Source organism: Geofilum sp. OHC36d9, assembly GCF_052400685.1.
In the GTDB taxonomy this organism is placed as follows: Bacteria; Bacteroidota; Bacteroidia; order Bacteroidales; family Marinilabiliaceae; genus CAZHHH01.
In genome coordinates, this window is sequence record NZ_JBQTGJ010000007.1 from 146,898 (window position 1) to 167,664 (window position 20,767).

Consider the following 20,767-nt stretch of genomic DNA (forward strand, 5'->3'; position numbering starts at 1 on the left):
ATACAATGTGTAATTAAATATATTTTGTTTAATATAATTGCTTTATGATGAAATGGATAGGTGTTGTTTCGTTTTTGATATTTACTGTTGTTCATGTTTCCGGACAGTCTGATTTTAAGTCTATTTCAGCGCATGATGCTCGTTTGTATTATTCAGGCCGTACGGATATGTCCGACAATCGTTTTGTGCGTTATGATTGGCCCGGAGTTGGTGTGCATTTTAAATTTTCTGGTCGTGATGTGGCATTGAAGTTTAATGGAGGCGAGAAGAACTATTTTAACCTGCTGGTCGATGGCCGGTTGAAGGAGGTCGTTCATTCACTCGGAGATACAATTTTATGGATTAATGGTTTAAAGGGAAAGGGGCCTCATCAGGTCGACCTGGTTAAACGCACTGAAGGAGATATGGGGCAGGTTTTGTTTTATGGGCTTTTGCTGAAAAAAAACGGACAAATGGATGTCCCCGATTTTATCAAGTCTCGTAAGATAGAGTTTATTGGTAATTCAATTACCTGTGGCTACGGAACTGAAGGTGTTGCGGCATCTGATAGTTTTAAGCCGGAGACTGAGAATAATCAAAAAGCTTATGGGGCAATTTTGGCGCGTGCGTTTAATGCTGAAGGACGTTATTCTTCCCATTCCGGGTTGGGAGTGGTGCGTAATTATGGCGATCCACAAAAAATTTCTACGCATAAAACGTCTATGACGGGTCGCTTTAACAGAACGCTTGATAATGATTCTTCTCTTTTATGGGATTTTGCCAGTTGGGTACCCCATGTAGTTGTCATAAATTTGGGAACCAATGATTTTTCTACCCGTCCCCATCCCGATAAGGCTGTTTTTCAAAGGGCTTATGAGAAATTGATTCTTGATGTTCGGGCGGCCTACGGTAATATCCCGGTTTTTTGCATGGTGGGACCGATGCTTCAGAAACCTGCTTTTGAATATGTAATGGAGGTGGTGGATATTATGAATACGCTTTATGGCGATGACAATGTCTATTTTATAGGTTTGCCGGATGGTCTTTTGAACAGAAAAACCGATTTGGGTGCCGATTCACATCCCGCATACAGCGGGCAGAAGAAAATGGCTGAACAATTGGTGCAACCAATTTCAACTGTTTTAGGATGGGATTTTGAAACGTCAGAACTGTTTGGCACTTATTGATTATTGTCCCATGAGATTAATGGTGAAGGATAGAAATTGATTTCGAGTTGTTTCATCCTTTTACCATTTTCTGATAATCGTTTACAGAAGTTATTCCAGTTTTTTTGTGCGTCGGGAGTCCAGCCTATTTCGGCAATGGCAGCTAACCGGGGAAATACAAGGTAGTCGATGTCATCGGCTGTTTTTACGGTTTCAGTCCATAATGGAGCTTCTAAACCAATAATGTCTTTTTTTGTAATTTCGTTAATCAGAAGTAATGGATTCCATTCATAAGCTCTCTTTACGTCAATTATTGCAGCCCAATTTTGTCCTATTAAGGTATTTGAATTGTATTTCATATCCAGATACGCATATTTGGAAGGCGAGATAATGACCTGCGCGCCCTGCTTTATTCCGTTGATTGCTGTTTGGGGTTGATTCCAGAATTGGATCAGGTCACTGCTGTCAATGCTTGCTTGTGCTACTTCTTCCCAACCAATCATCTGCTTGCCATTTTTTTTAACCATTGTTCGTACGCGATTAATGAAGTCGATATAATTTTGATGTGTGGTAGCGTGCGATTCGTCGCCGCCTATGTGAAAGTAGCGGCCTGGTGTTATGGCTGAAATTTCTCTGATGACATCATCGACGAACTGGTATGTGAGTTCTTTATTGGTGCATAGTGAGCTGAACCCTACTTCCGTGCCGGTATATAAATCCCTGGCCTTGTTATCACAGTTTAGTCCGGGATAGGATGCGAGCGCCGCATTGGTATGTCCGGGCATATCAATTTCGGGAACTATGGTAATGAAATATCGGGCAGCATACGACACTATCTCTTTATAATCTTCCTGAGTGAGAAAGCCTCCTTTGCCACCACCTACTTCTGTATTTGCCCCATGTGTTGTTAGGTTAGGCCACGATTTAATTTCAATGCGCCAGCCTTGATCGTCGGATAAATGCAGGTGTAACGTATTTATTTTGTATAGCGCAATATTTCGGATGTGGCGTTTTATTGTTGTTACATCGAAGAAATGACGGCTTATATCGAGCATCGTGGACCGATAGCTGTATCCTGGTTGGTCGGTGATGATACCGGTTGCAATTTCCCATGATCCGGATCGTTGTTTTTTGCTTTCAATGGTGGCAGGTAATAACTGACGCAGCGTCTGGAGACCTCTGAAAATACCTTCATCTTTTGTTGATATTATTTCAATGTGGTGTTCATTAATAGTCAATCTGTAAGCTTCCTTATTTTTTAATTCAAACGATTCATCAAGGTATAGAGAGATGGATCTTTTTTCGGGTTCTGATACCTTGTTTTCAATAAAAAATGAAAAACCTGTGGCCGGTTTCAGCAATTCTACGAGGTATTGGGCCAGCGGACGTAATTCTTCGCAGTTAATGGTAACCGTGGTTTCATCCATTAGCCGGTATACATTATGTGTAGCCGTAACTGATAAAGGTTTGGGTATCACATTATGGTGAGTTAAGTCGGTTGTGGCAGATATACACGAAGATGTTGTGATGAACAGGAGAATGCATGCTATAATGAAGGATTGAAGGCCCTTGATCGTCATTGTTGGTTGGTTTTTAGAATTCGTTAAAGGTTTAAATATAGTGAAAGGCTGCTTACTCCTTGTCATGTTTTATATATTGTCTGTTTGTTTTTTGCGCCATCCCCGGGGTCTCTTTGAAATGTGGTTATTAAATATTGATGGTTTCTGTCATTTTATTGCGTTCATGAATTTGGATATTTGTGTCCTATATTGAAATAATTTTTGTTTCTTTGTATGATAAATTTAGTGGAGGGATTTGGCCGATTGCAACCACTTAAAAAAAGTGCTAAAACGCGATGTTTAGCTTTCCAAATTCCCCATTCTTTTTTTGTTTAACATTACTTTGTTCATAATTGAACAGGGTAAGTAATGGTATATTATTATGGGATATTTGTTTACCTCGGAGTCTGTGTCGGAAGGACATCCCGACAAGGTGGCCGATCAAATTTCTGATGCCGTTCTCGACGAATTGTTGCGTCAGGATCCAAATTCGCGAGTTGCTTGTGAAACATTGGTGTCAACAGGACTGGTGGTCGTAAGTGGCGAGATTAAAACGCTGGGTTATGTGCCTGTTCAGCAGATTGCCCGGCGCGTGATTGAGCGTATTGGGTATACCAAAGCCGAATATATGTTCGACTCTGGGTCGTGTGGTGTTTTATCGGCATTGCATGAGCAGTCGGAGGATATTAACCGTGGTGTGGATCGCGAAAGTGAAGAAACCCAGGGTGCCGGCGATCAGGGTATGATGTTTGGTTATGCTTGTCGTGACACCGAAGAATATATGCCTCTTCCTTTGCAGTTATCGCACCTGTTATTGCTCGAGCTGGCAGCCATTCGTCGTGAAGGGAAGGTGATGACCTACTTACGCCCCGATGCCAAATCGCAGGTGACCATGGAGTACGACGGGAACAATAAGCCTGTTAAAGTGCATACCATTGTAGTGTCAACGCAACACGACCTGTTTGATGAGGACGATGCCATGTTGGCTAAAATAAAAGAGGATGTTCAGCATATTTTAATACCACGTGTGAAGGAAAAACTGCATGCAAATGTGGCCGGACTTTTCTCCGATTATATTCTGCATGTTAATCCTACCGGTAAGTTTGTCATTGGTGGTCCGCATGGTGATACGGGGCTTACCGGACGTAAAATTATTGTTGATACCTATGGCGGTAAAGGCGCGCATGGTGGTGGCGCTTTTTCTGGTAAGGACTGTTCAAAGGTGGATCGCTCGGCTGCTTATGCCGCTCGTCACATCGCTAAAAATATGGTTGCCGCAGGCGTGGCCGATGAAGTTCTGGTACAATTGGCTTACGCCATTGGTGTGGCGAAGCCTGTGGGGGTATATGTTAACACCTATGGCACGTCTAAAGTTAAATTTGATGACGCGGCTATTGCAGAACGGATTCAAACCATATTCGACCTTCGTCCCGGGATGATTGTTCGTCGTCTGGGGTTGAAGAACCCTATTTTTGAGGCCACCGCAGCTTATGGACACATGGGGCGCGAGCCTTATATGGAAAAGGTGAAGGTGATGGAGAATGGCGTTGAGGTGGAAAAAGAAGTGGAATTTTTTACCTGGGAAAAACTTGATTATGTAGATACTATCCGCAAAGCATTCGGATTGTAGATTATAATGTTTTTTTTCAAAGAGGCCGTCTTGTAGTTTCAGGGCGGCCTTTCTATTTTCCAGGAACAATCAACTCTTTGCTCTCTATTTCAGCGTGTTTGTGCCTTAATTTTTTCGTTTTATTTCCGGAATATTTTAACGGAGTCAATGCTCTTGACGTGTTCTGGTGTCTATATTGCAAAAAGGGGGTGTCCGATCGTCATCAGAATTTCGCCCCGGATTTGCTTGTCGCACGACATCTGCTTTTTATGTTTTTTGTCTGGTTGCTGTTGAGGCTTTAAAATATTTTGATTGGGTATAAAAATGAATTTTTATGCTTCATTAAAACTGATTTAGGAGGCAATAACATTTTAATCAGAACTAAAAAATTAGATTTTCGCCCAGAAAAATTTTCGGGTGCAAACTAAAATTGATTTGACTGTCAGAAAAATTTTGAAGTCAAATTAGAGTCAATTTACCTCTCAAAATAATTTTAGAGTGCAAACTAAATTTAATTTGGCTGTCAGAAAAATGATTGACAGCCAAACGGACTCATTTTTAATAACACTCAGCGTGCAGAGGGGCTTATAAATTTTTTAGTTCTCAAATTGATTGATTCTATTTCTGTTTCAGGAATTTTCTAAGCCTGAAAATATAATTTATTGCTAAGGGTTGTTTTTATTAGATAAAGTCTGTTTATAAACTAAGTGTTTGAAATATAAAGTTGAAATTCAAGGCTTGCGAAGTTATAAAAATAAAGGAGTTTTCTTTTTGTAAATGACTGTTGTTATGATAAGTATAACGCAGAAGTTGACTTTATAGACAAACACGGGCTAAAGGAAGATAAATTAAAAGCTAATAACAGAAATAAAACAGGTTTAGCTATTGTCTAAACAGGAGGTTTTAAGCCAAAAGATGCTGATTTTTAACTTTTGAGTTATAAAAATCACTTTTTTTTAAACCCCGGAGGTTAAAAACAGTATAATGCAGGTATGGATATTCTTCCAAAAACATAAAACACGACGGTAAGTTCATAATAGTCAGTTGTATTTCTACCGGTATGTAATTGAGCCCGGGTAGTTTCCGAACATCCATTTTTTGTTATTTTGTTTTCGGGATAATTTACTATTCTATCTTTTTTGTGAATAATTTTGGTTTTTCTGGTTTCACATATATGGCAGACTTGATTAGTTAATAAAATGTTTATTTTAGGGGGTAGCTTATCGTTAGAAACTGTTTATGAAGAATTTTCTCTTGTCGGTTGATTATGAACTGTTTTTTGGTTCTGATTCGGGAACGGTCGAAAATTGTATGATTCGCCCGGTACGTCGACTGATGACTGAATTGAACCGTCATGGTTATAAGATGACGGTGTTTTGGGATATTCTTCATTTCTACAGACTTAAACAGTTGGAGGATAAAGTAGGCGATTTGTATTATGATCGTGATATGATTGAACAGCAAATCAGGACGCTGATTCGTTCCGGTCATGATGTGCAAATGCAAATTTATCCGCATTGGCTCGATGCGTGTTGGGAGAATAATCAGTGGCAGTTTCACCATAATCGGTTTTCACTGCATCGGTTGTGGGATGAACCCAATCCTGATGATGTTGAGACGGTTATGGGCTGCATCACGCAGGCCCGGATTCTGATGGAGTCGGTTATCAGAAAGGAGGATCCCGATTATAAGGTGCGGGTGTTCAGAGCCGGAGGTTCGCGTGTGCATCCTTTTAGTAAGCTGGCCGATGCTTTAAAAGCCAATGGTATTCGGGTTGATTCTTCGGTGGTCTTTGGGACGAAGAGTCTGGAACCTCAGTTCCCGTTCGATTATAGGGCGATCCCTCGTGATTTGTACTATCGTTTTAACGACTCCGTTTTGTTTAAAGCGACCAATGGCTATTTTTGGGAGTTCCCCAAAGAATCGGTGCTTATACCGGGTTTACTGCGTTTTGTCTTTTATCTGCAGGGGCTCTTTTCAACTAATTCGCTGAGTCGTTATGGCGATGGCAAGCCGTTGGGGTTTACACATCGGGAACTTTGGGGGCATTTATGGTTTAATTTGGGTGCCAGATATTTTCGTTTATCACCCGAAAATAAAACCCGTTTTAAATGGGGCTATATGATGACCATGGCCCGCGATAACAGTCAGATTATGCTTAATTCGAAAAATATTGGGCCTGACACCATTCGGTTGGTACGGGAGCTGATGACAAAAAAAACGGTTCGGTTTTATTCTTTTCGACAAAGGCTGGCAGAACTTAAAGTATATGACGATTTAAAATAATATCTCCGCTGTTTTAACGTTTCTTAATAGCAATCGTTTTTTTAGCATAAAGATTAAATCGGCAGGGCTTTTGTGTGACTGTTGAAATGGTTTTTAACATGAGTGCGGTAATAAATTCTCTTTTGTTACGTGTATCTGCGATTGCTTTTAGAGAAATAAAGATTTTAATGATAATAGGATGATCGGGCAGAAAGATATGGAAATGGTTGATTTGAAATCACTTTACCGGCGGATGAAGAGCGAATTGGATGCGGCTGTTTTGAGTGCCATGGCAGGTGCTAATTATATTAATGGCCCGGAAGTGTCTTTGTTGGCTGCTAATTTGTCTAAATATCTTGATGTTGACTATGTGGTGCCATGTGGTAATGGAACTGATGCTTTGCAAATGGCTTTGATGGCCCTCGACCTTAAGCCGGGCGATGAGGTCATTACAGCCGCTTTTTCATTTGTGGCTTCGGCCGAAGTCATTGCTTTGCTTGGACTGAAGCCTGTTTTCGTGGATGTAGATCCCGTAACGTTTAATATTTCGTCTGATTTATTAGAAGCTGCTATCACGCCGCGTACCCGCGTTGTGCTTCCTGTACATTTGTTTGGACAGGCTGCGGCAATGAATGATATTATGCGCGTGGCAGACAAGCATCATCTGTATGTTGTTGAAGATGTGGCCCAGTCTCTTGGGGCCGATTACCATTATCGGGGGGGCAAAAAGAAGCTGGGTACCATTGGGCATATCGGCTGTACCTCTTTTTTCCCTACCAAGAATTTGGGTGGGTGCGGAGATGGAGGGGCTTGTTTTACCAACGATGAGCGCCTTGCGGCTAAAATGGAAATGTTGGCCGGGCATGGCTCTTCTAAACGGTATTATCATGATGTGGTTGGCTTTAATTCGAGGCTTGACACCCTTCAGGCGGCGATTCTTAATGTTAAGCTGAACTATCTGGATGAGTTTTTGTCAATCCGACAAAAGATAGCCACACGGTATAACGCAGGTCTGGCTGGATTACAGGATCTGGCTGTGCCTGGGATGGATGCTTTGGCAACCCACACTTATAATCAATATACCATCAGGGTTTTTAATGGAGGCAGAGATCGGCTACAGAAATATTTGAAAGAGCAGGGTGTTTCATCGCGGGTGTACTACCCGGTACCGTTGCATCATCAAAAAGCTTTTGAGAATTGGGCCGATGGTATTAGCCGACCTGTTGCCGAAAATTTGTGTGGCGATGTGCTGTCTCTGCCTGTTCATACCGAAATGTCGTTGCAGGATGTGGATAGAGTGGTTAGAACTATTAAAGAATTCTATAAAAGTTAAATAGTTCCTGTTCAAAAGTCAGGAGTTTGCGCTGTCGTTTTATTTGTAATATTTATTTAAATGATACATGAATCTGCCATTGTTGATGACGGCTGTCTGATTGGTGAAGGTACCCGTATCTGGCATTTTTGTCATCTTATTTCCGGTTGTTCTGTTGGAAAGAATTGTTCTCTGGGGCAAAATGTGATGGTGGCTGCCGGGGTGGTGTTGGGTAATAATGTAAAGGTGCAAAATAACGTCTCATTGTATGAAGGCGTTACTTGCGACGATGATGTTTTCATCGGTCCATCGGTAGTGTTTACCAATGTGTTTAATCCTCGTAGTGCCATTAGCCGGCGACATGAATATCGTCCCACAAAGGTGTTAAAGGGTGCTACGATTGGCGCAAATGCGACGATTGTTTGTGGGGTGACTATTGGTAGGTATGCTTTTGTTGGCGCTGGAGCTGTGGTAACACACAATGTGCCTGATTACGGATTGGTGACGGGTGTGCCGGCCAGACAGACCGGATGGATTAGTGAGTATGGTCATAAATTAGTGTTTGATAATGGAAGGGCGGTGTGTCCTGAAAGCGGTCAGTGCTATGAACTTAACGATAATGGTGTTAGTAAAATATTGAAAGAATGAGTGTAGCGGTAAAATTTGCAGTCGTGGGACTGGGGCACATCGGCAAGCGTCATGTTGCCATGATTGAACGAAATTTGGAGTCGCAGTTGGTCGCGGTTTGTGATATCCGCAAGGCTACTGAAACTGGTTTTGAGGATCCTTCAATTCCTTACTATTCTTCTATTGAAGAATTATTGGTTCATACCGATGCCGATGTTATTAATATTTGTACGCCCAATGGTTTACATGCTCAAATGGGGTTGCAAGTGCTGGCGTATCATAAGCATGTGGTTTTGGAAAAACCGCTGGCTTTGACACGTCGCGATGCTGAAAAAGTTATTTTTAAAGCGTTACAGATGTCACGTCAGGTTTTTGCCGTGATGCAGAATCGTTATTCGCCACCTGCTAAATGGCTGAAACAGATGATTAGCGAGCAACGGCTTGGGCGTATTTTTATGGTGCAACTAAATTGTTACTGGAATAGGGATGAACGTTACTATAAACCCGGCGGATGGCATGGAACCGCCAATTTGGATGGTGGGGTATTATTCACTCAGTTTTCCCATTTTATTGACATCATGTATTGGCTGTTTGGTGATATTGAGAATATAAAAGGAAATTTTGGAAATTTTGCTCATCATCAGTCAACACCTTTTGAAGATGCCGGTACTGTCATTTTTGATTTCGTTAATGGCGGTATGGGAACCATTAATTACTCTACGGCTGTGTGGGATAAAAATATGGAGAGCAGCATTACTATTATCGGGGAAAAAGGATCGGTGAAAGTTGCCGGTCAGTATATGGATAAAGTGGCTTATTGCCATGTGAAGGATTATGTTCCTGAACCCTTGGAAGAAGCCCTGCCGGCTAACGATTACGGTGGCTATAAAGGATCGGCTTCTAATCATGGTGCCGTTATTGAAAATGTGGTAAAAACGCTTAAAGGCGAAATGCAGGTGGCTACCAATGCTTTGGAGGGTATGAAAGTGGTCGATATTATTGAACGGATATATAGCGTTAGGGGCGAAGGTGCCTTAACCATTCGTGAAAGTTTATAACCTGCAATTGATACGAGGAGACGGTTGTCATAATATAAGGGCTTTTGGATATTGTTGATGTGGCGACGTTTAAGGAGAATGTGAATGATTTCTGAAATTTGGAGGTTCTGGTTTGGTTTTTCACTTACACTTGTTTAGTCTTGCTGCGTAGGTTATTGATCGGCTGGCATTTAATATCGGTCGTCAACCGGTAAAAAGTGTTTGCAGGAAGAGTGTATTTCCTGCATTATACTTGTCCTTTAAACGGTTAGTTATCATAGTAAACTTCCGTTTTTCGTACTACGCAAGCTTCAAAAATGGTTTTTTGCCACCGTATATTTTGGGTAAGCATTTAACAAGTGATTCTAATTTAGAATATTAAAAGGATTGATCGTGTGTTAAAAGGAATAGGATTCCATATAATTTATTTATTTTGTGAGCTTTCTGTGAGATTAAAAAAAATATTTGGATTTTAATATAAATAATTACTCGTGAAATTATCCAAAAAGCAATATGTATTGGTAGAGCGTCTGCTTGAAAATTGGGTTGAAAAGGGATTGCTTTCATCTGATCAGAAACAGTTGTTAAGCAGTGATATAGGCAGAAAAGCCGTTAATTGGCACCGTGTGGCACAAAACATGCTTGGGTTAGCGGTTTTTTTCATGGTGATAGCATTTTTTCAGCTGGTAGCCGATGAATGGGTTTTGCGTTTGCTGGATAATTTTGTGGCTTTGTCGGATGGTTTTTTTATGATATTGCTGGGGGTTTTAACTGTCACTTTTATTTTGGTTGCCTGGTTTGTGCAAAATTCAGCCAAAGTGTCGTCCCGAATATTTGAAGAAGCATTGCTTTTGATGTCAGGGCTGTCGTTTGGCGGTATGTTGTATTATGCGCACGTTATTTTTGAATGGCAGCCAGGAACACAAATCTTACAGCTCCTAACGGGGGCCATTATGATTTTGTGTCTTGGTTATTTTTTCAGATCTTCTCTCTTATGGCTGTTAGGATGTGCCCTTTTTTTCTTTTGGTTTGGGCTTCAAACCGCCTACGCCGATGATTGGAACGCTGTATTTTGGGGCATGAATCTGGCAGTGCGTTATCTCGTTTTTTCGGCTGTTTTTATGCTGGTACTTCAAGGGTTGAAGAAATTGGGCTATATAACGCGTTTTTATAGTCTCACGCTGCAGTTGGGATTGCTGCTGATGTGGTTTTCTTTTTGGATGTGTGCCTTATTTGGCAATTATGCTTCATGGGAGGCCTGGGAATCGGCTACTGCTCTTCAGTTGTTGCCGTGGGGTATGGCAATGGCAGCTTTGGCGTTTTATTTTTGGCGGACAGGTCGTCGTAAAAAACGACAGGATTGGGTGTGGATGGGTAGTCTGGCTTTTTTTGCTGATGCGTGTACGCAATATTTTCTTTTTTTGTGGGAGCCTTTACCACCGGTCTTATTTTTCTTTATATTGGCCGTATTGTTCTTTGTTATTGGCCGAAAAGCAGAAGTAATTTGGGGAAAATGAAACCGAAAAGAGGCTAAAAGTTGTGTGAGTCTTTAGCATCTTTCCGATGGGGATAAAATTTGCATCACTTTGTTCTTTGAGAGGTGAATTAATTTTGCCTATGATCTGCTTTTGTGATATTGTGTTTATTTTTTCTTCCTGAAAATATCCCGCATACGATTTAGTAATCCTTTGTTGTTGTCACGAAGTGTATCTGTATCCTGCATTTTTTCGTTTGTTTTTTCTGATTCGTTTGGCGCGAATAGTCGTTCAAAAAAATTCATCTCTTCAGCCGGTTGGAAATCTTCCATGTAATCGCCACAATCCATTTGATCGGCGAGGTAGTCGGGGAGTGGATAGAAAATGTTTTGTGACAGATAGCGCTGGTTTGCCGAGGCTTCAGCTTTTTGCATAAATCGGGCAAAAATAGGTAAAGCCATGTGTGCCCCTTGCCCTAATGCCGTGGTCCGGAAGCGGATGATGGGATGGTCGGCGCCCACCCAAATGCCGGCGACCAAATTGGGGGTAAAGCCAATGAACCAGCCATCGGTATTGTTTTGTGTGGTGCCGGTTTTGCCGGCATAGTCGCCTGTTAAATGGTAGCGTTGATAAAGGCTATGCGCTGTTCCTCGTTGCGCAACCTCACGTAGCATTTGTACCATCATTCGGGCGGTCTCTTCGTTAAAGGCCTCAGACAAGTGATTGTGTTCTTCATTTTGATACAGTATTTTTCCGTTGGCATCTTCAATGCGCATTATTAACACCGGTTTTATGGCATGCCCATAATTGGCAAAGGCGGTATAGGCCGTTACCATTTCCAGTAGGGAGAGCTCGGCGGTTCCCAGAGCAATGGATGGCACTTTCGGAATCGTTGATTCAATGCCCATTTGGCGTGCCATTGTGATAACATCCGTCACACCTGTTCGGTTAATCAGTTCTGCCGCCACGGTATTGACAGAATTGACAAGCCCTCCTTTTACGCTGTAGTAACCTTTGTGGTTGCCATCGGCATTGGATGGCGTCCAATCATCATAAGTCTTTTGTTCGTTTGAAATCATTTCGCACGGCATAACCCCTTCGTCTAGTGCGGTGGCATAAACAATGGGTTTAAAGGTGCTGCCCACTTGTCGTCGTGAAGTTACATGGTCGTACGGGTAGTATTTGTAGTTGAGACCGCCACTCCAGGCAAGTACGTAGCCGTTGGTTGGGTTGACGGCCAAAAAACCGGACTGCAATGTTCGTAAAGCCAGCCTGAGGGAATCGATGGGCGAAATTGAAATCGTTTTTTCGACACCGTTAGTGAAGATGGTCATGCGTGTTGGTTTTCCCAAAGTTTTGATGATGCTGGTTTCGCTTAAGCCCTGATTCTGTAGTTGCTGATAACGAGGGGTCTTTTTGAGTTCCTGTTTGAAGAACGACGGAAAAGCATCCCACGGCTCTGACTGATTCCAATGTGTGTTAAATGTTTTTTGCAGGTAACTCATGTGCTGGTGTACAGCATCAGATGCAAAACGTTGTAATTCTGTATCAAGTGTCGTATATATTTTTAGTCCCTGGGTATAGATGTCGTAGGTGTCACCATACGTTTGGTGCAGAATGTCGAGTGTCTGAATCCGCACCTGATCCAGAAAATAGGGCGCAGGCCCTGTGGTTCGGTCGAGACGATGGTAGCTGGTTTTGATGGGTTGCGAGCGATAAAGGCGGGCTTCGTCGTCGCTTAGAAAACCATTTTGCTGCATACGCTGTAAAACGATGTCACGGCGTTTTTTACTCCTTTCAGGATTTAATCTCGGATTATAAGCTGTGTTGGCGGCCAGCATGCCTACCAGTGTTGCCGCTTCAGGAGGAGTTAGTTTAGAGGACCTTTTATTGAAGAAGCGGTTGGCTGCGACTTCAATGCCATAAATGTTTTCTCCAAAAGGAACTGTGTTTAGATATAAGCCCAGTATTTCATCTTTGTTATAGACTTGTTCCAGCCGGGAGGCGATAAATATTTCTTTGATTTTACTTACCGGAAGCGTCAGGAAGCCCAGATCTTTTCGGGGGTATAGATTTTTTGCCAGCTGTTGACTGATGGTACTGCCGCCACCCTGACTAAAATCACCCAAAAGAAATGTTTTGATGATAACCCGCCCCAGACTAATGTAATCCAATCCTTTATGTTCAAAAAATCGGCTGTCTTCCGTTGCTATCAGGGCATTTTTCACATGTTGGCAGATGTCTTTATTATCAATTGTCAGACGGTTTTCAATATAGTATTTCCCAATAAGTTTATCGTCTGACGAATAAACTGCCGAGGCTGTTTCGTGGCGGATGTTTTTGAGCGTTTGTTTGTCTGGCAAACGGCCAAACAGGCCTATGTAAACTAAACATATAAAAAGAGTCAGAAGGCTTATACCCAATGTCAATAATTTGAAAGCCCATAGCATAACCCTTTTTTTCAATGGTGAGGCTTTCTTTTTTTTAGATCTTTTTTTTGAGTGGGTCATGAAAATAAGATGTCTGGATTCTGATGTTATTGGTTTAATTGATACCAGCGGGCGGTGTTCTTTACCGCTTCCTGGATGGGAGTAAAGGTGAATTTGAAGCGATTTTTAAATTTATCCGCCGAATAAAAGGACTTTAACTGAGCCGATCGTGCTGTGTCGCGGGTGATGGCTGGTGCTTTGGCGGCAATAAAACAGAGAAGGAGGTTAATACGCCAGCCCAACTCGGTGAGTGGTTTTGACACTTTGATAAACGGTGGTTTTTTATGTAATTCTTGTGCTATGATGGTAAACATCGTTTTAAAAGGAAGATTCTCTCCATTGAGAATAAAACGTTCATTTAGAACGTCGCTTTCCATCAATATAATGATGGCTTTGGCCACATCTCTCACGTCAACAAAACCGGTTATGCCATTGGTATAAAAAGGCATCCCTTGTTTTACCGAATAAAAGAGTTTGCCGCTGCTTCTTTTCCAATTAACCGGGCCTATTACAACGGATGGATTAACTATGACTACCGGCAGTCCTTCTTTTGAAGCACGCCAGACTTCCATCTCAGCTCTGAATTTGCTGTGTGAATAGGCCGACCGGCGTGAATCTGGCTGCCATTCCACTTCTTCATTTACCAAAGCATTGTCGAGTTGCTTGCCCAATGAACTGATGGAACTTACATAACACACCTTTTGAACCCCTTTGGACAGACAGGCATTCATTAGGTTGGCGGTGCCCTCTGAGTTTATAGCCATCATTTTGTCTGATTCGCCCGGGTTAAATGATACCATAGCAGCAGCATGGATCACGCGTGTTACTTTCTCAAGTGCCTGTTCCAGTGAAAAGTAATCCGTTAAGTCGGCTTCAACCCATTCAATCATATTCCACAACGAGGTGTCATTGTGATGGTAATATTGAAATATTTTTCTGGTCTCTTCCAGGTTGCGTCTATTTCTGTAAATAGCTCTTACCTTGTAACCCTTTTCGGTCAGTTGAACTAATAGGTGACTGCCTACTAATCCTGTTCCTCCTGTTAATAGTATCATAACTGGTTGATTTTTAACCGGGATTATAATATTGTAATCATTTAATTATGATTGAGCGTTGACCCGTTTCGTAAATTGTTACTAAATTAGCACATTCAAATCATTTAAGAACCTACATTTTAGTTTTTATTGGTTCTGTTTTTTTTGATTATAGTGTTTCATTTTTAAACTTTAGAATATGTTTTCCGGAATCATTGAAGAAGCGGCAACGGTAGTAAAATTGATAAAAGAAAAAGGAAATTTGAATATAACTCTCCAATGTTCTTTTGTGGATGAGTTGAAAATTGACCAGAGTGTGGCACACAACGGCGTTTGCCTGACGGTGGTTGCAAAAGATGACAAAGGCTATACCGTGACTGCAATTCAGGAAACACTTGATAAATCTAACCTTGGGTTGCTTAATGTTGGCGATAAGGTAAATGTGGAACGCAGTATGTTGATGAATGGCCGATTGGATGGTCATATTGTACAAGGACATGTGGATCAGACGGCACGTTGTGTTGAAGTGAAAGAGGCCGATGGCAGTTGGTATTTTACCTTTCAGTACGATGTTGATAAGAAGATGAGTTCACAGGGATATGTTACCGTTGAAAAGGGCTCTGTTTGTGTAAATGGGGTGAGCTTAACCGTGGTTAACAGCAAAGAAGATCGTTTTTCGGTGGCTATTATTCCTTATACTTATGAATTTACTAATTTTCATCAGATTAGGACGGGCAGTGTGGTTAATCTTGAGTTTGATATTATTGGTAAATATATTAGTCGGATGATGGTGAAATAGACTCATCTGACTGTAAAGGCAAAACAAAGCCCGGAAATTCTCTCGAATTTCCGGGCTTTGTTTTCAGTATTTTTCTTTATTAGTAGACGACATATTTTACTTTTACTTTTGGAAAATAGGTCTCATGGTTATTATAGATTACGATGCGATAGGGATTAAATTGCGTGCTGGGTAGCCTGATAAATAACTTATCAGGCGTTTCTCCGCTTAAAACCTTATTAAGTTGGAATTGGAAATAGTCTTTACTCATCGAAAATGTGAAAGAAGCTTTTTCGCTGTTAAATCCTGCCTGGCCTGAGTTTGAAAAGCCCATGTAGCTTTCGTTATTCTCTTCATAAGAAGGGTAAGTGAATTTACCATCTTCGTTTTTTACCTTTATAGAGAGCGTTTGACTCTTTGGAAGGTACAGGTCTTCTTCTTCATCTAATGTGGTTGTATCAGCTTTCAAAATTAATTCAACGACACTAAATCCTAGTTGTGAGTTTGATATTCTATAATGATCTACCGAGTCAGCCCATTGCTCGTAGATATCAGATAAATCAACTTCCATATAGCTCCCTGCCATTCCTTGAGCGAATACCTGACCGGCGTCTGTATCATTGAAAATCACATTTGAGGTATAAGTGTGTTCAAAGCGATTGAAGATACGGCCTTCTTCGTTTATTGGGAAGACATAGTTATGAGACTCTATGGCCAGTATTTGTTCTTTTTCGAGGTCGTAAAATTCTTTATGGTAGTAAAGCGTTAAATTTGACAGGGTATTTAATAAATCAATTCTCAATAAAACACCATTGGTTACATCCAAAGAGTTGTCGAGGGTAACATAAAGCCCGTTTAGGATATCTTTAAAAGCATCGCGTTCTGATTTATCCCCTGTTGAAATATTGCGCACGTCGAATAGTCGACTAGCCAGCTCATCCGTTAAACGTATTTGTATGGTGTCTGCTTTGTAAGCCGACCATAAAGAGTCTGTTCTGTTGTCATAGGGCGTGATTCTTTTCTCGCCCAGTGCCACCGGATTGTAACGGCCATCCATTGGCTCATTGCTATAGTATGGTTGGTCGGACGATAAACGTTCGGTTAGTTCATAAACCTTGAGGTTCAGACTGGCATCTTTATCACCAAACCAGCTATAATTAGTGTAGTATAAATTTAATACCACGGAATCGGGGAAATAGTTTAAGCCGTCGGCGTCAAGACTATCAATGGCGTCGCCAATATTTACTTCAGTAACGAAGTCACTCTTGGTGGATCCAAGTCGGGGATCGTTAAAATGGCCTATAAATCCAACGGCACCTTGCATGGTTCCGTCTGATAAAATAGATTCCGGCAGTATGTTCTTGACAACCATCTTTTGTGAGTCGGCATTGGCCGTGATCAGGTCTGACGTTGGGAGTATCTGGCCCCCAATATTGGATGGATCGTTAGTGCATCCAACAATAATTAACGAAGATAAAACGATTGAGCCCAGAGCTGTTGCTAATCTTTGTTTCAGGTTTTGCATAAAACTGTAAAATGGTTGTGTCTCCTCTATTTGTTTGTTTGTGCCCTGCCTTTTTTAATCCATTGATTAAAGTTCATCATAAAATTTGTTGTAGGCATCAATATAATCTTCTTCGCTTTGGTATTCTAAAAATGGTTTTCCGGAAGCCTTAATGTACTCTGTCAATTCAGAATCAATGCTTTCACTTCCCTGAATAATGCCATCTGATAAATCAATAGCCAGTTTGGTCAGGTTTGTGTAAGTGGGATCGTCCAGTTGTTTTAGCTTACTTGCCTCAACGCCCATAGCCACCAGTTTGTCCTTCATTTCTTTGTTGAGAGGCTGGTTAAAGGCATCGTTATAAACCGAATAGACAACCTTGGAATTGGCAAAATATGGATCGTCCGACATTAGTGTTTTTACCATTAATGGCGACATGGCGGTAAACCATCCATGACAATGAACAATATCCGGGGCCCATCTTAGCTTTTTGGTCGTTTCCAAAACACCTCGTGCGAAAAAGATGGCACGTTCATCATTGTCTTCAAATTCAGTGCCATCTTCGTTGGTTAGCGTCTCTTTTCTTTGAAAATAATCATCATTGTCGATGAAATAGACTTGCATCCGGGCTGCCTGAATGGAGGCTACTTTTATTATTAATGGGTGATCGGTGTCATTAATGATCAGGTTCATACCTGAAAGACGAATAACTTCATGGAGTTGGTTGCGTCGTTCATTGATGGATCCGAATCGGGGCATGAAAGTTCTGATTTCTTTGCCTCGTTCCTGAATGCCCTGTGGTAGGTTTCTGGCTATCAGTGACATTTCAGATTCCGGTAAATAAGGGGTGATTTTTTGTGAGATAAATAAGACTCTGGTATTTTCCATTGGTCTGTTAAATAATGAAACAATCTGTCGTAATTATTTTACGACATTTTATTTTACGACATCAATTCATCTGTGATTAGATAAATGATGACTTTTTTGTTTAGGTATAATTTTATTTTCTGCACAAAAATACAAAAAATAAAGGATCAAAACAAAGTCGTTTGGTCTTCGTGAAATGCTGATTTTAGCTGCAATGTATCGTTTTTGGTGTTTTTTGGTGAAAAGAAGTAAGGTTTTTTAAGAGTCCTTTTTTTAATTTTTGGGTTTTATTCTTTTAATTTGCTCTGTTTTTTTATTTATAAACTATGGAGGTGGTAGAAACTTCGGCGCAACTTGCAGCCAAAATAAAGGACTTTAAAGCATCTGGAAAAACAATAGGCTTTGTGCCAACAATGGGTGCATTGCATCAGGGCCATTTGTCGCTGGTAAAGGAAGCCGGCCGCCTTTGCGACGTAGTAGTCGTTAGCGTTTTTGTTAATCCGACTCAATTTAATAATCCCGACGATCTTGATCGATACCCCCGTGATATTGAAAAGGATATGGCACTCTTAAGGCAGACTGCCTGTGAACTTCTTTTTGTGCCATCTGTTAATGAAGTGTATCCTGAACCCGATACAAGGGTGTTTGATTTTGGGTCGATTGATAAAGTAATGGAAGGTCAGTTCCGGCCGGGACATTTTATCGGGGTGGCTCAGGTCGTAAGTCGTTTATTTGATATCGTAAGACCTCATAAGGCATTTTTTGGGGCAAAGGATTTTCAGCAAATTGCAGTGGTTCGGGAAATGGTTCGGCAACTTAATATGAGTGTGCAAGTTGTTGATTGCCCGATTATTCGGGAGGAAGACGGGCTGGCTATGAGTTCGCGAAATTTACTTTTAAATGACGAACAGCGAAAAAAGGCACCTTTAATCGCTCGTTCTTTATTTGATTCTTGTAATTTTGCACTCGCTAATGGTGTGAAGGAAACCCGTCAAATGGTGATGGATGCCATTAATGCTTCTAATCAGTTAGAAGTTGAGTATTTTGAAATTGTGGATGGAAACACCCTTCAGCCTGTGATGTTGTGGGACGACAGCGATTATATTGTGGGATGTATAGCTGTTTATGCAGGTGAAATCAGGCTGATTGATAATGTGGTTTACAAAAACAGTATGTCATGAACATTCATGTTGTAAAGTCGAAGTTACACAATGTAACTGTTACCGAGGCCAATCTGAACTATGTGGGTAGTATTACCATCGATGAAGAATTGATGGAGGCTGCCAATATTATTGAAAATGAGAAAGTTCAGGTGGTGAATAATAACAATGGGGAGCGTATCGAAACTTATGTCATTAAGGGAGAACGTGGCTCCGGAGTGATTTGTCTGAATGGAGCTGCTGCCCGTAAGGTGGCTGTTGGTGATATTGTTATTATTATCACCTATGCCATGATGCCCTTTGAAGATGCTAAGACGTTCAAGCCGATTTTTGTTTTTCCCGATACTGCGACGAACAAATTGATTTGATTTATTTTCATTGAAAATATTAAGTGTTTTTTATGACCGTCCCATTTTGGGCGGTCTTTTTTTATTATTTCTTTTTCTGCACTTTTGTTAAGTGGTTGCTTTTTTAAACCAGTATTTTCGATCTTAAATTATTTATAATGGCCAAAACCAAAACGGTATTTGTTTGTCAGAACTGCGGTTCGGAATCTCCAAAATGGATAGGTAAATGCTATTCGTGTGGAGAATGGAATACTTTTGTTGAGGAGACTGTTATCACCGGGAAGGCCGGCGCATTAAAAAGTGTTGGATCGTTGAGTGGTGTTAAGCAAAAACCGGTTCCGGTTACTGAGGTATCTGTTGATAAGCTACCACGTATCGACACCGGTATTGTTGAGTTTAACAGGGTGCTTGGCGGAGGTATGGTACCTGGTGCAATGGTATTGCTTGGCGGTGAGCCCGGAATAGGGAAGTCTACTTTGGTGCTTCAGCTGGCTATGCAATTAAAGGACATCACGGTGCTTTATGTTTCAGGTGAGGAGAGCCCACAACAAATAAAATTGCGTGCCGATCGATTGGGTAAAGATATGGGGGCTAATTGTTTGGTGGTAAGTGAAACATCACTGGAGCATATTTTAAATCATGTGGATAATGTTAAGCCCGGTCTTCTTGTCATTGATTCGGTTCAAACCATGGAACGTGAAGGTGTTGAGTCGGCGCCGGGCAGTGTGTCTCAAATACGGGAATGCACCGCCGCTATATTACGGGTGGCAAAGGAGCGTGATTTGCCCGTCCTGCTTATTGGTCATATTACTAAAGAAGGAAGCCTGGCGGGGCCTAAAGTTTTGGAGCACATGGTTGATGTGGTTCTGCAATTTGAGGGCGACCGTCATTATATGTACCGGATATTAAGGTCGGTAAAGAATCGGTTTGGATCTACTTCCGAGATGGGGATTTTTGAGATGTTGGGCTCCGGACTTCGAGAGGTGTCCAATCCCAGTGAAATGTTATTGGCGCATCAGGATGGCAATATGAGCGGTATTTCTATTGCTTCAGCCATTGAAGGTATGCGTCCGTTTTTAATTGAAGTTCAGGCGTTGGCCAGTACGGCGGCTTATGGCACGCCGCAGCGGTCGTCTACGGGTTTCGACCTTCGCCGGTTGAATATGTTACTGGCTGTTTTAGAAAAGAGAGCCGGTTTTAAATTGGCGGCCAAAGATGTTTTTTTGAATATTGCCGGCGGTCTTAAGGTGAGCGACCCGGCTATCGATCTGGCGGTGGTTAGTGCGGTTTTGTCGTCAAACACTGATCTGGCTATTCCGGGTAGCATCTGTCTGACCGGTGAGGTTGGCCTCTCTGGTGAAATCAGACCTGTTACCCGTATCGAACAGCGAATAGGCGAAGCTGAAAAGTTGGGTTTTAAAACGATTGTGATACCACGATACAATAAGGGTGTTGATTTTAAGAGCTATACTATCAATGTGGTTCAGGTGTCCAAAATTGAAGAGGCTTTCAGACAGTTATTCGCCTGAAAGCCTCCTGTTATTTAGACCTGTTTTATC

The 20,767-nt window shown here is 41.5% G+C and carries 17 protein-coding genes; 11 read left to right on the forward strand and 6 right to left on the reverse strand.

Annotation, left to right across the window (positions count from 1 at the left end):
* Window positions 1-44 precede the first annotated feature (44 nt).
* Entirely contained in the window at window positions 45-1,166 is a 1,122-nt protein-coding gene (locus tag ACT3CD_RS09515) for a GDSL-type esterase/lipase family protein (RefSeq protein WP_444645146.1), read from the forward strand.
* On the opposite strand, the gene ACT3CD_RS09520 is transcribed toward ACT3CD_RS09515, so the two are convergent.
* Window positions 1,160-2,623, reverse strand: a complete 1,464-nt coding sequence (locus ACT3CD_RS09520) for a beta-N-acetylhexosaminidase (RefSeq protein WP_444645148.1) — start codon at window positions 2,621-2,623, stop codon at window positions 1,160-1,162. The two genes, ACT3CD_RS09515 and ACT3CD_RS09520, sit on opposite strands and share 7 nt — an antisense overlap.
* Before the next feature lie 463 nt (window positions 2,624-3,086).
* Here ACT3CD_RS09520 and metK point away from each other — a divergent pair, with 463 nt between their 5' ends.
* Window positions 3,087-4,334: a methionine adenosyltransferase gene (gene metK / locus ACT3CD_RS09525; RefSeq protein WP_444645150.1), complete on the forward strand. Its 1,248-nt coding sequence runs from the start codon at window positions 3,087-3,089 to the stop codon at window positions 4,332-4,334.
* Between the two features lie 882 nt (window positions 4,335-5,216).
* On the opposite strand, the gene ACT3CD_RS09530 is transcribed toward metK, so the two are convergent.
* A complete protein-coding gene (locus ACT3CD_RS09530) occupies window positions 5,217-5,408 on the reverse strand; it encodes a hypothetical protein (RefSeq protein ID WP_444645151.1) in 192 nt (63 codons plus the stop codon).
* A gap of 144 nt (window positions 5,409-5,552) precedes the next feature.
* On the opposite strand from ACT3CD_RS09530, the gene ACT3CD_RS09535 reads away from it, so the two are divergent.
* The 5 genes from ACT3CD_RS09535 (at window position 5,553) to ACT3CD_RS09555 (ending at window position 11,071) form a co-directional block, all read left to right on the forward strand.
* Window positions 5,553-6,599, forward strand: a complete 1,047-nt coding sequence (locus ACT3CD_RS09535) for a hypothetical protein (RefSeq protein WP_444645153.1) — start codon at window positions 5,553-5,555, stop codon at window positions 6,597-6,599.
* A 178-nt stretch (window positions 6,600-6,777) separates the two neighbouring features.
* Window positions 6,778-7,911: a DegT/DnrJ/EryC1/StrS family aminotransferase gene (locus ACT3CD_RS09540; protein WP_444645155.1), complete on the forward strand. Its 1,134-nt coding sequence runs from the start codon at window positions 6,778-6,780 to the stop codon at window positions 7,909-7,911.
* A 60-nt stretch (window positions 7,912-7,971) separates the two neighbouring features.
* Window positions 7,972-8,538, forward strand: coding sequence for an acyltransferase (locus ACT3CD_RS09545; RefSeq protein WP_444645157.1), 567 nt, complete (start codon window positions 7,972-7,974; stop codon window positions 8,536-8,538).
* Window positions 8,535-9,575, forward strand: coding sequence for a Gfo/Idh/MocA family protein (locus ACT3CD_RS09550; protein WP_444645158.1), 1,041 nt, complete (start codon window positions 8,535-8,537; stop codon window positions 9,573-9,575). The genes ACT3CD_RS09545 and ACT3CD_RS09550 overlap by 4 nt, the downstream gene beginning before the upstream one ends.
* A gap of 470 nt (window positions 9,576-10,045) precedes the next feature.
* A complete protein-coding gene (locus ACT3CD_RS09555; RefSeq protein WP_444645160.1) occupies window positions 10,046-11,071 on the forward strand; it encodes a hypothetical protein in 1,026 nt (341 codons plus the stop codon).
* A 125-nt stretch (window positions 11,072-11,196) separates the two neighbouring features.
* On the opposite strand, the gene ACT3CD_RS09560 is transcribed toward ACT3CD_RS09555, so the two are convergent.
* Window positions 11,197-13,479, reverse strand: a complete 2,283-nt coding sequence (locus tag ACT3CD_RS09560) for a penicillin-binding protein 1A (RefSeq protein ID WP_444645162.1) — start codon at window positions 13,477-13,479, stop codon at window positions 11,197-11,199.
* Window positions 13,480-13,565: 86 nt separating this feature from the next.
* On the reverse strand, window positions 13,566-14,573 hold the full coding sequence (locus ACT3CD_RS09565) for an NAD-dependent epimerase/dehydratase family protein (protein ID WP_444645164.1): 1,008 nt from the start codon (window positions 14,571-14,573) through the stop codon (window positions 13,566-13,568).
* A gap of 178 nt (window positions 14,574-14,751) precedes the next feature.
* Here ACT3CD_RS09565 and ACT3CD_RS09570 point away from each other — a divergent pair, with 178 nt between their 5' ends.
* The gene (locus ACT3CD_RS09570; protein ID WP_444645165.1) at window positions 14,752-15,351 is read left to right on the forward strand and encodes a riboflavin synthase; all 600 of its coding nucleotides are present in this window, start codon (window positions 14,752-14,754) and stop codon (window positions 15,349-15,351) included.
* Window positions 15,352-15,430: 79 nt separating this feature from the next.
* Here ACT3CD_RS09570 and ACT3CD_RS09575 read toward each other — a convergent pair whose 3' ends face one another.
* Both ACT3CD_RS09575 and ACT3CD_RS09580 read right to left on the reverse strand, forming a co-directional pair.
* Window positions 15,431-16,855 carry a DUF4270 family protein gene (locus ACT3CD_RS09575; RefSeq protein WP_444645167.1) on the reverse strand — a complete coding sequence of 475 codons (1,425 nt, stop codon included), beginning with the start codon at window positions 16,853-16,855 and terminating at the stop codon, window positions 15,431-15,433.
* 66 nt (window positions 16,856-16,921) lie between these two features.
* Window positions 16,922-17,722, reverse strand: coding sequence for a glycogen/starch synthase (locus ACT3CD_RS09580; protein ID WP_444645169.1), 801 nt, complete (start codon window positions 17,720-17,722; stop codon window positions 16,922-16,924).
* Between the two features lie 305 nt (window positions 17,723-18,027).
* On the opposite strand from ACT3CD_RS09580, the gene panC reads away from it, so the two are divergent.
* From panC to radA, 3 genes are all read left to right on the forward strand, one after another.
* Complete coding sequence (panC, locus tag ACT3CD_RS09585; protein ID WP_444645170.1) at window positions 18,028-18,882, forward strand: pantoate--beta-alanine ligase; 855 nt, start codon at window positions 18,028-18,030, stop codon at window positions 18,880-18,882.
* On the forward strand, window positions 18,879-19,229 hold the full coding sequence (gene panD / locus ACT3CD_RS09590; RefSeq protein ID WP_444645171.1) for an aspartate 1-decarboxylase: 351 nt from the start codon (window positions 18,879-18,881) through the stop codon (window positions 19,227-19,229). Before panC ends, panD begins: the two co-directional genes overlap by 4 nt.
* 137 nt (window positions 19,230-19,366) lie before the next feature.
* Complete coding sequence (radA, locus tag ACT3CD_RS09595) at window positions 19,367-20,737, forward strand: DNA repair protein RadA (protein WP_444645173.1); 1,371 nt, start codon at window positions 19,367-19,369, stop codon at window positions 20,735-20,737.
* The last annotated feature ends 30 nt before the right edge of the window (window positions 20,738-20,767 follow it).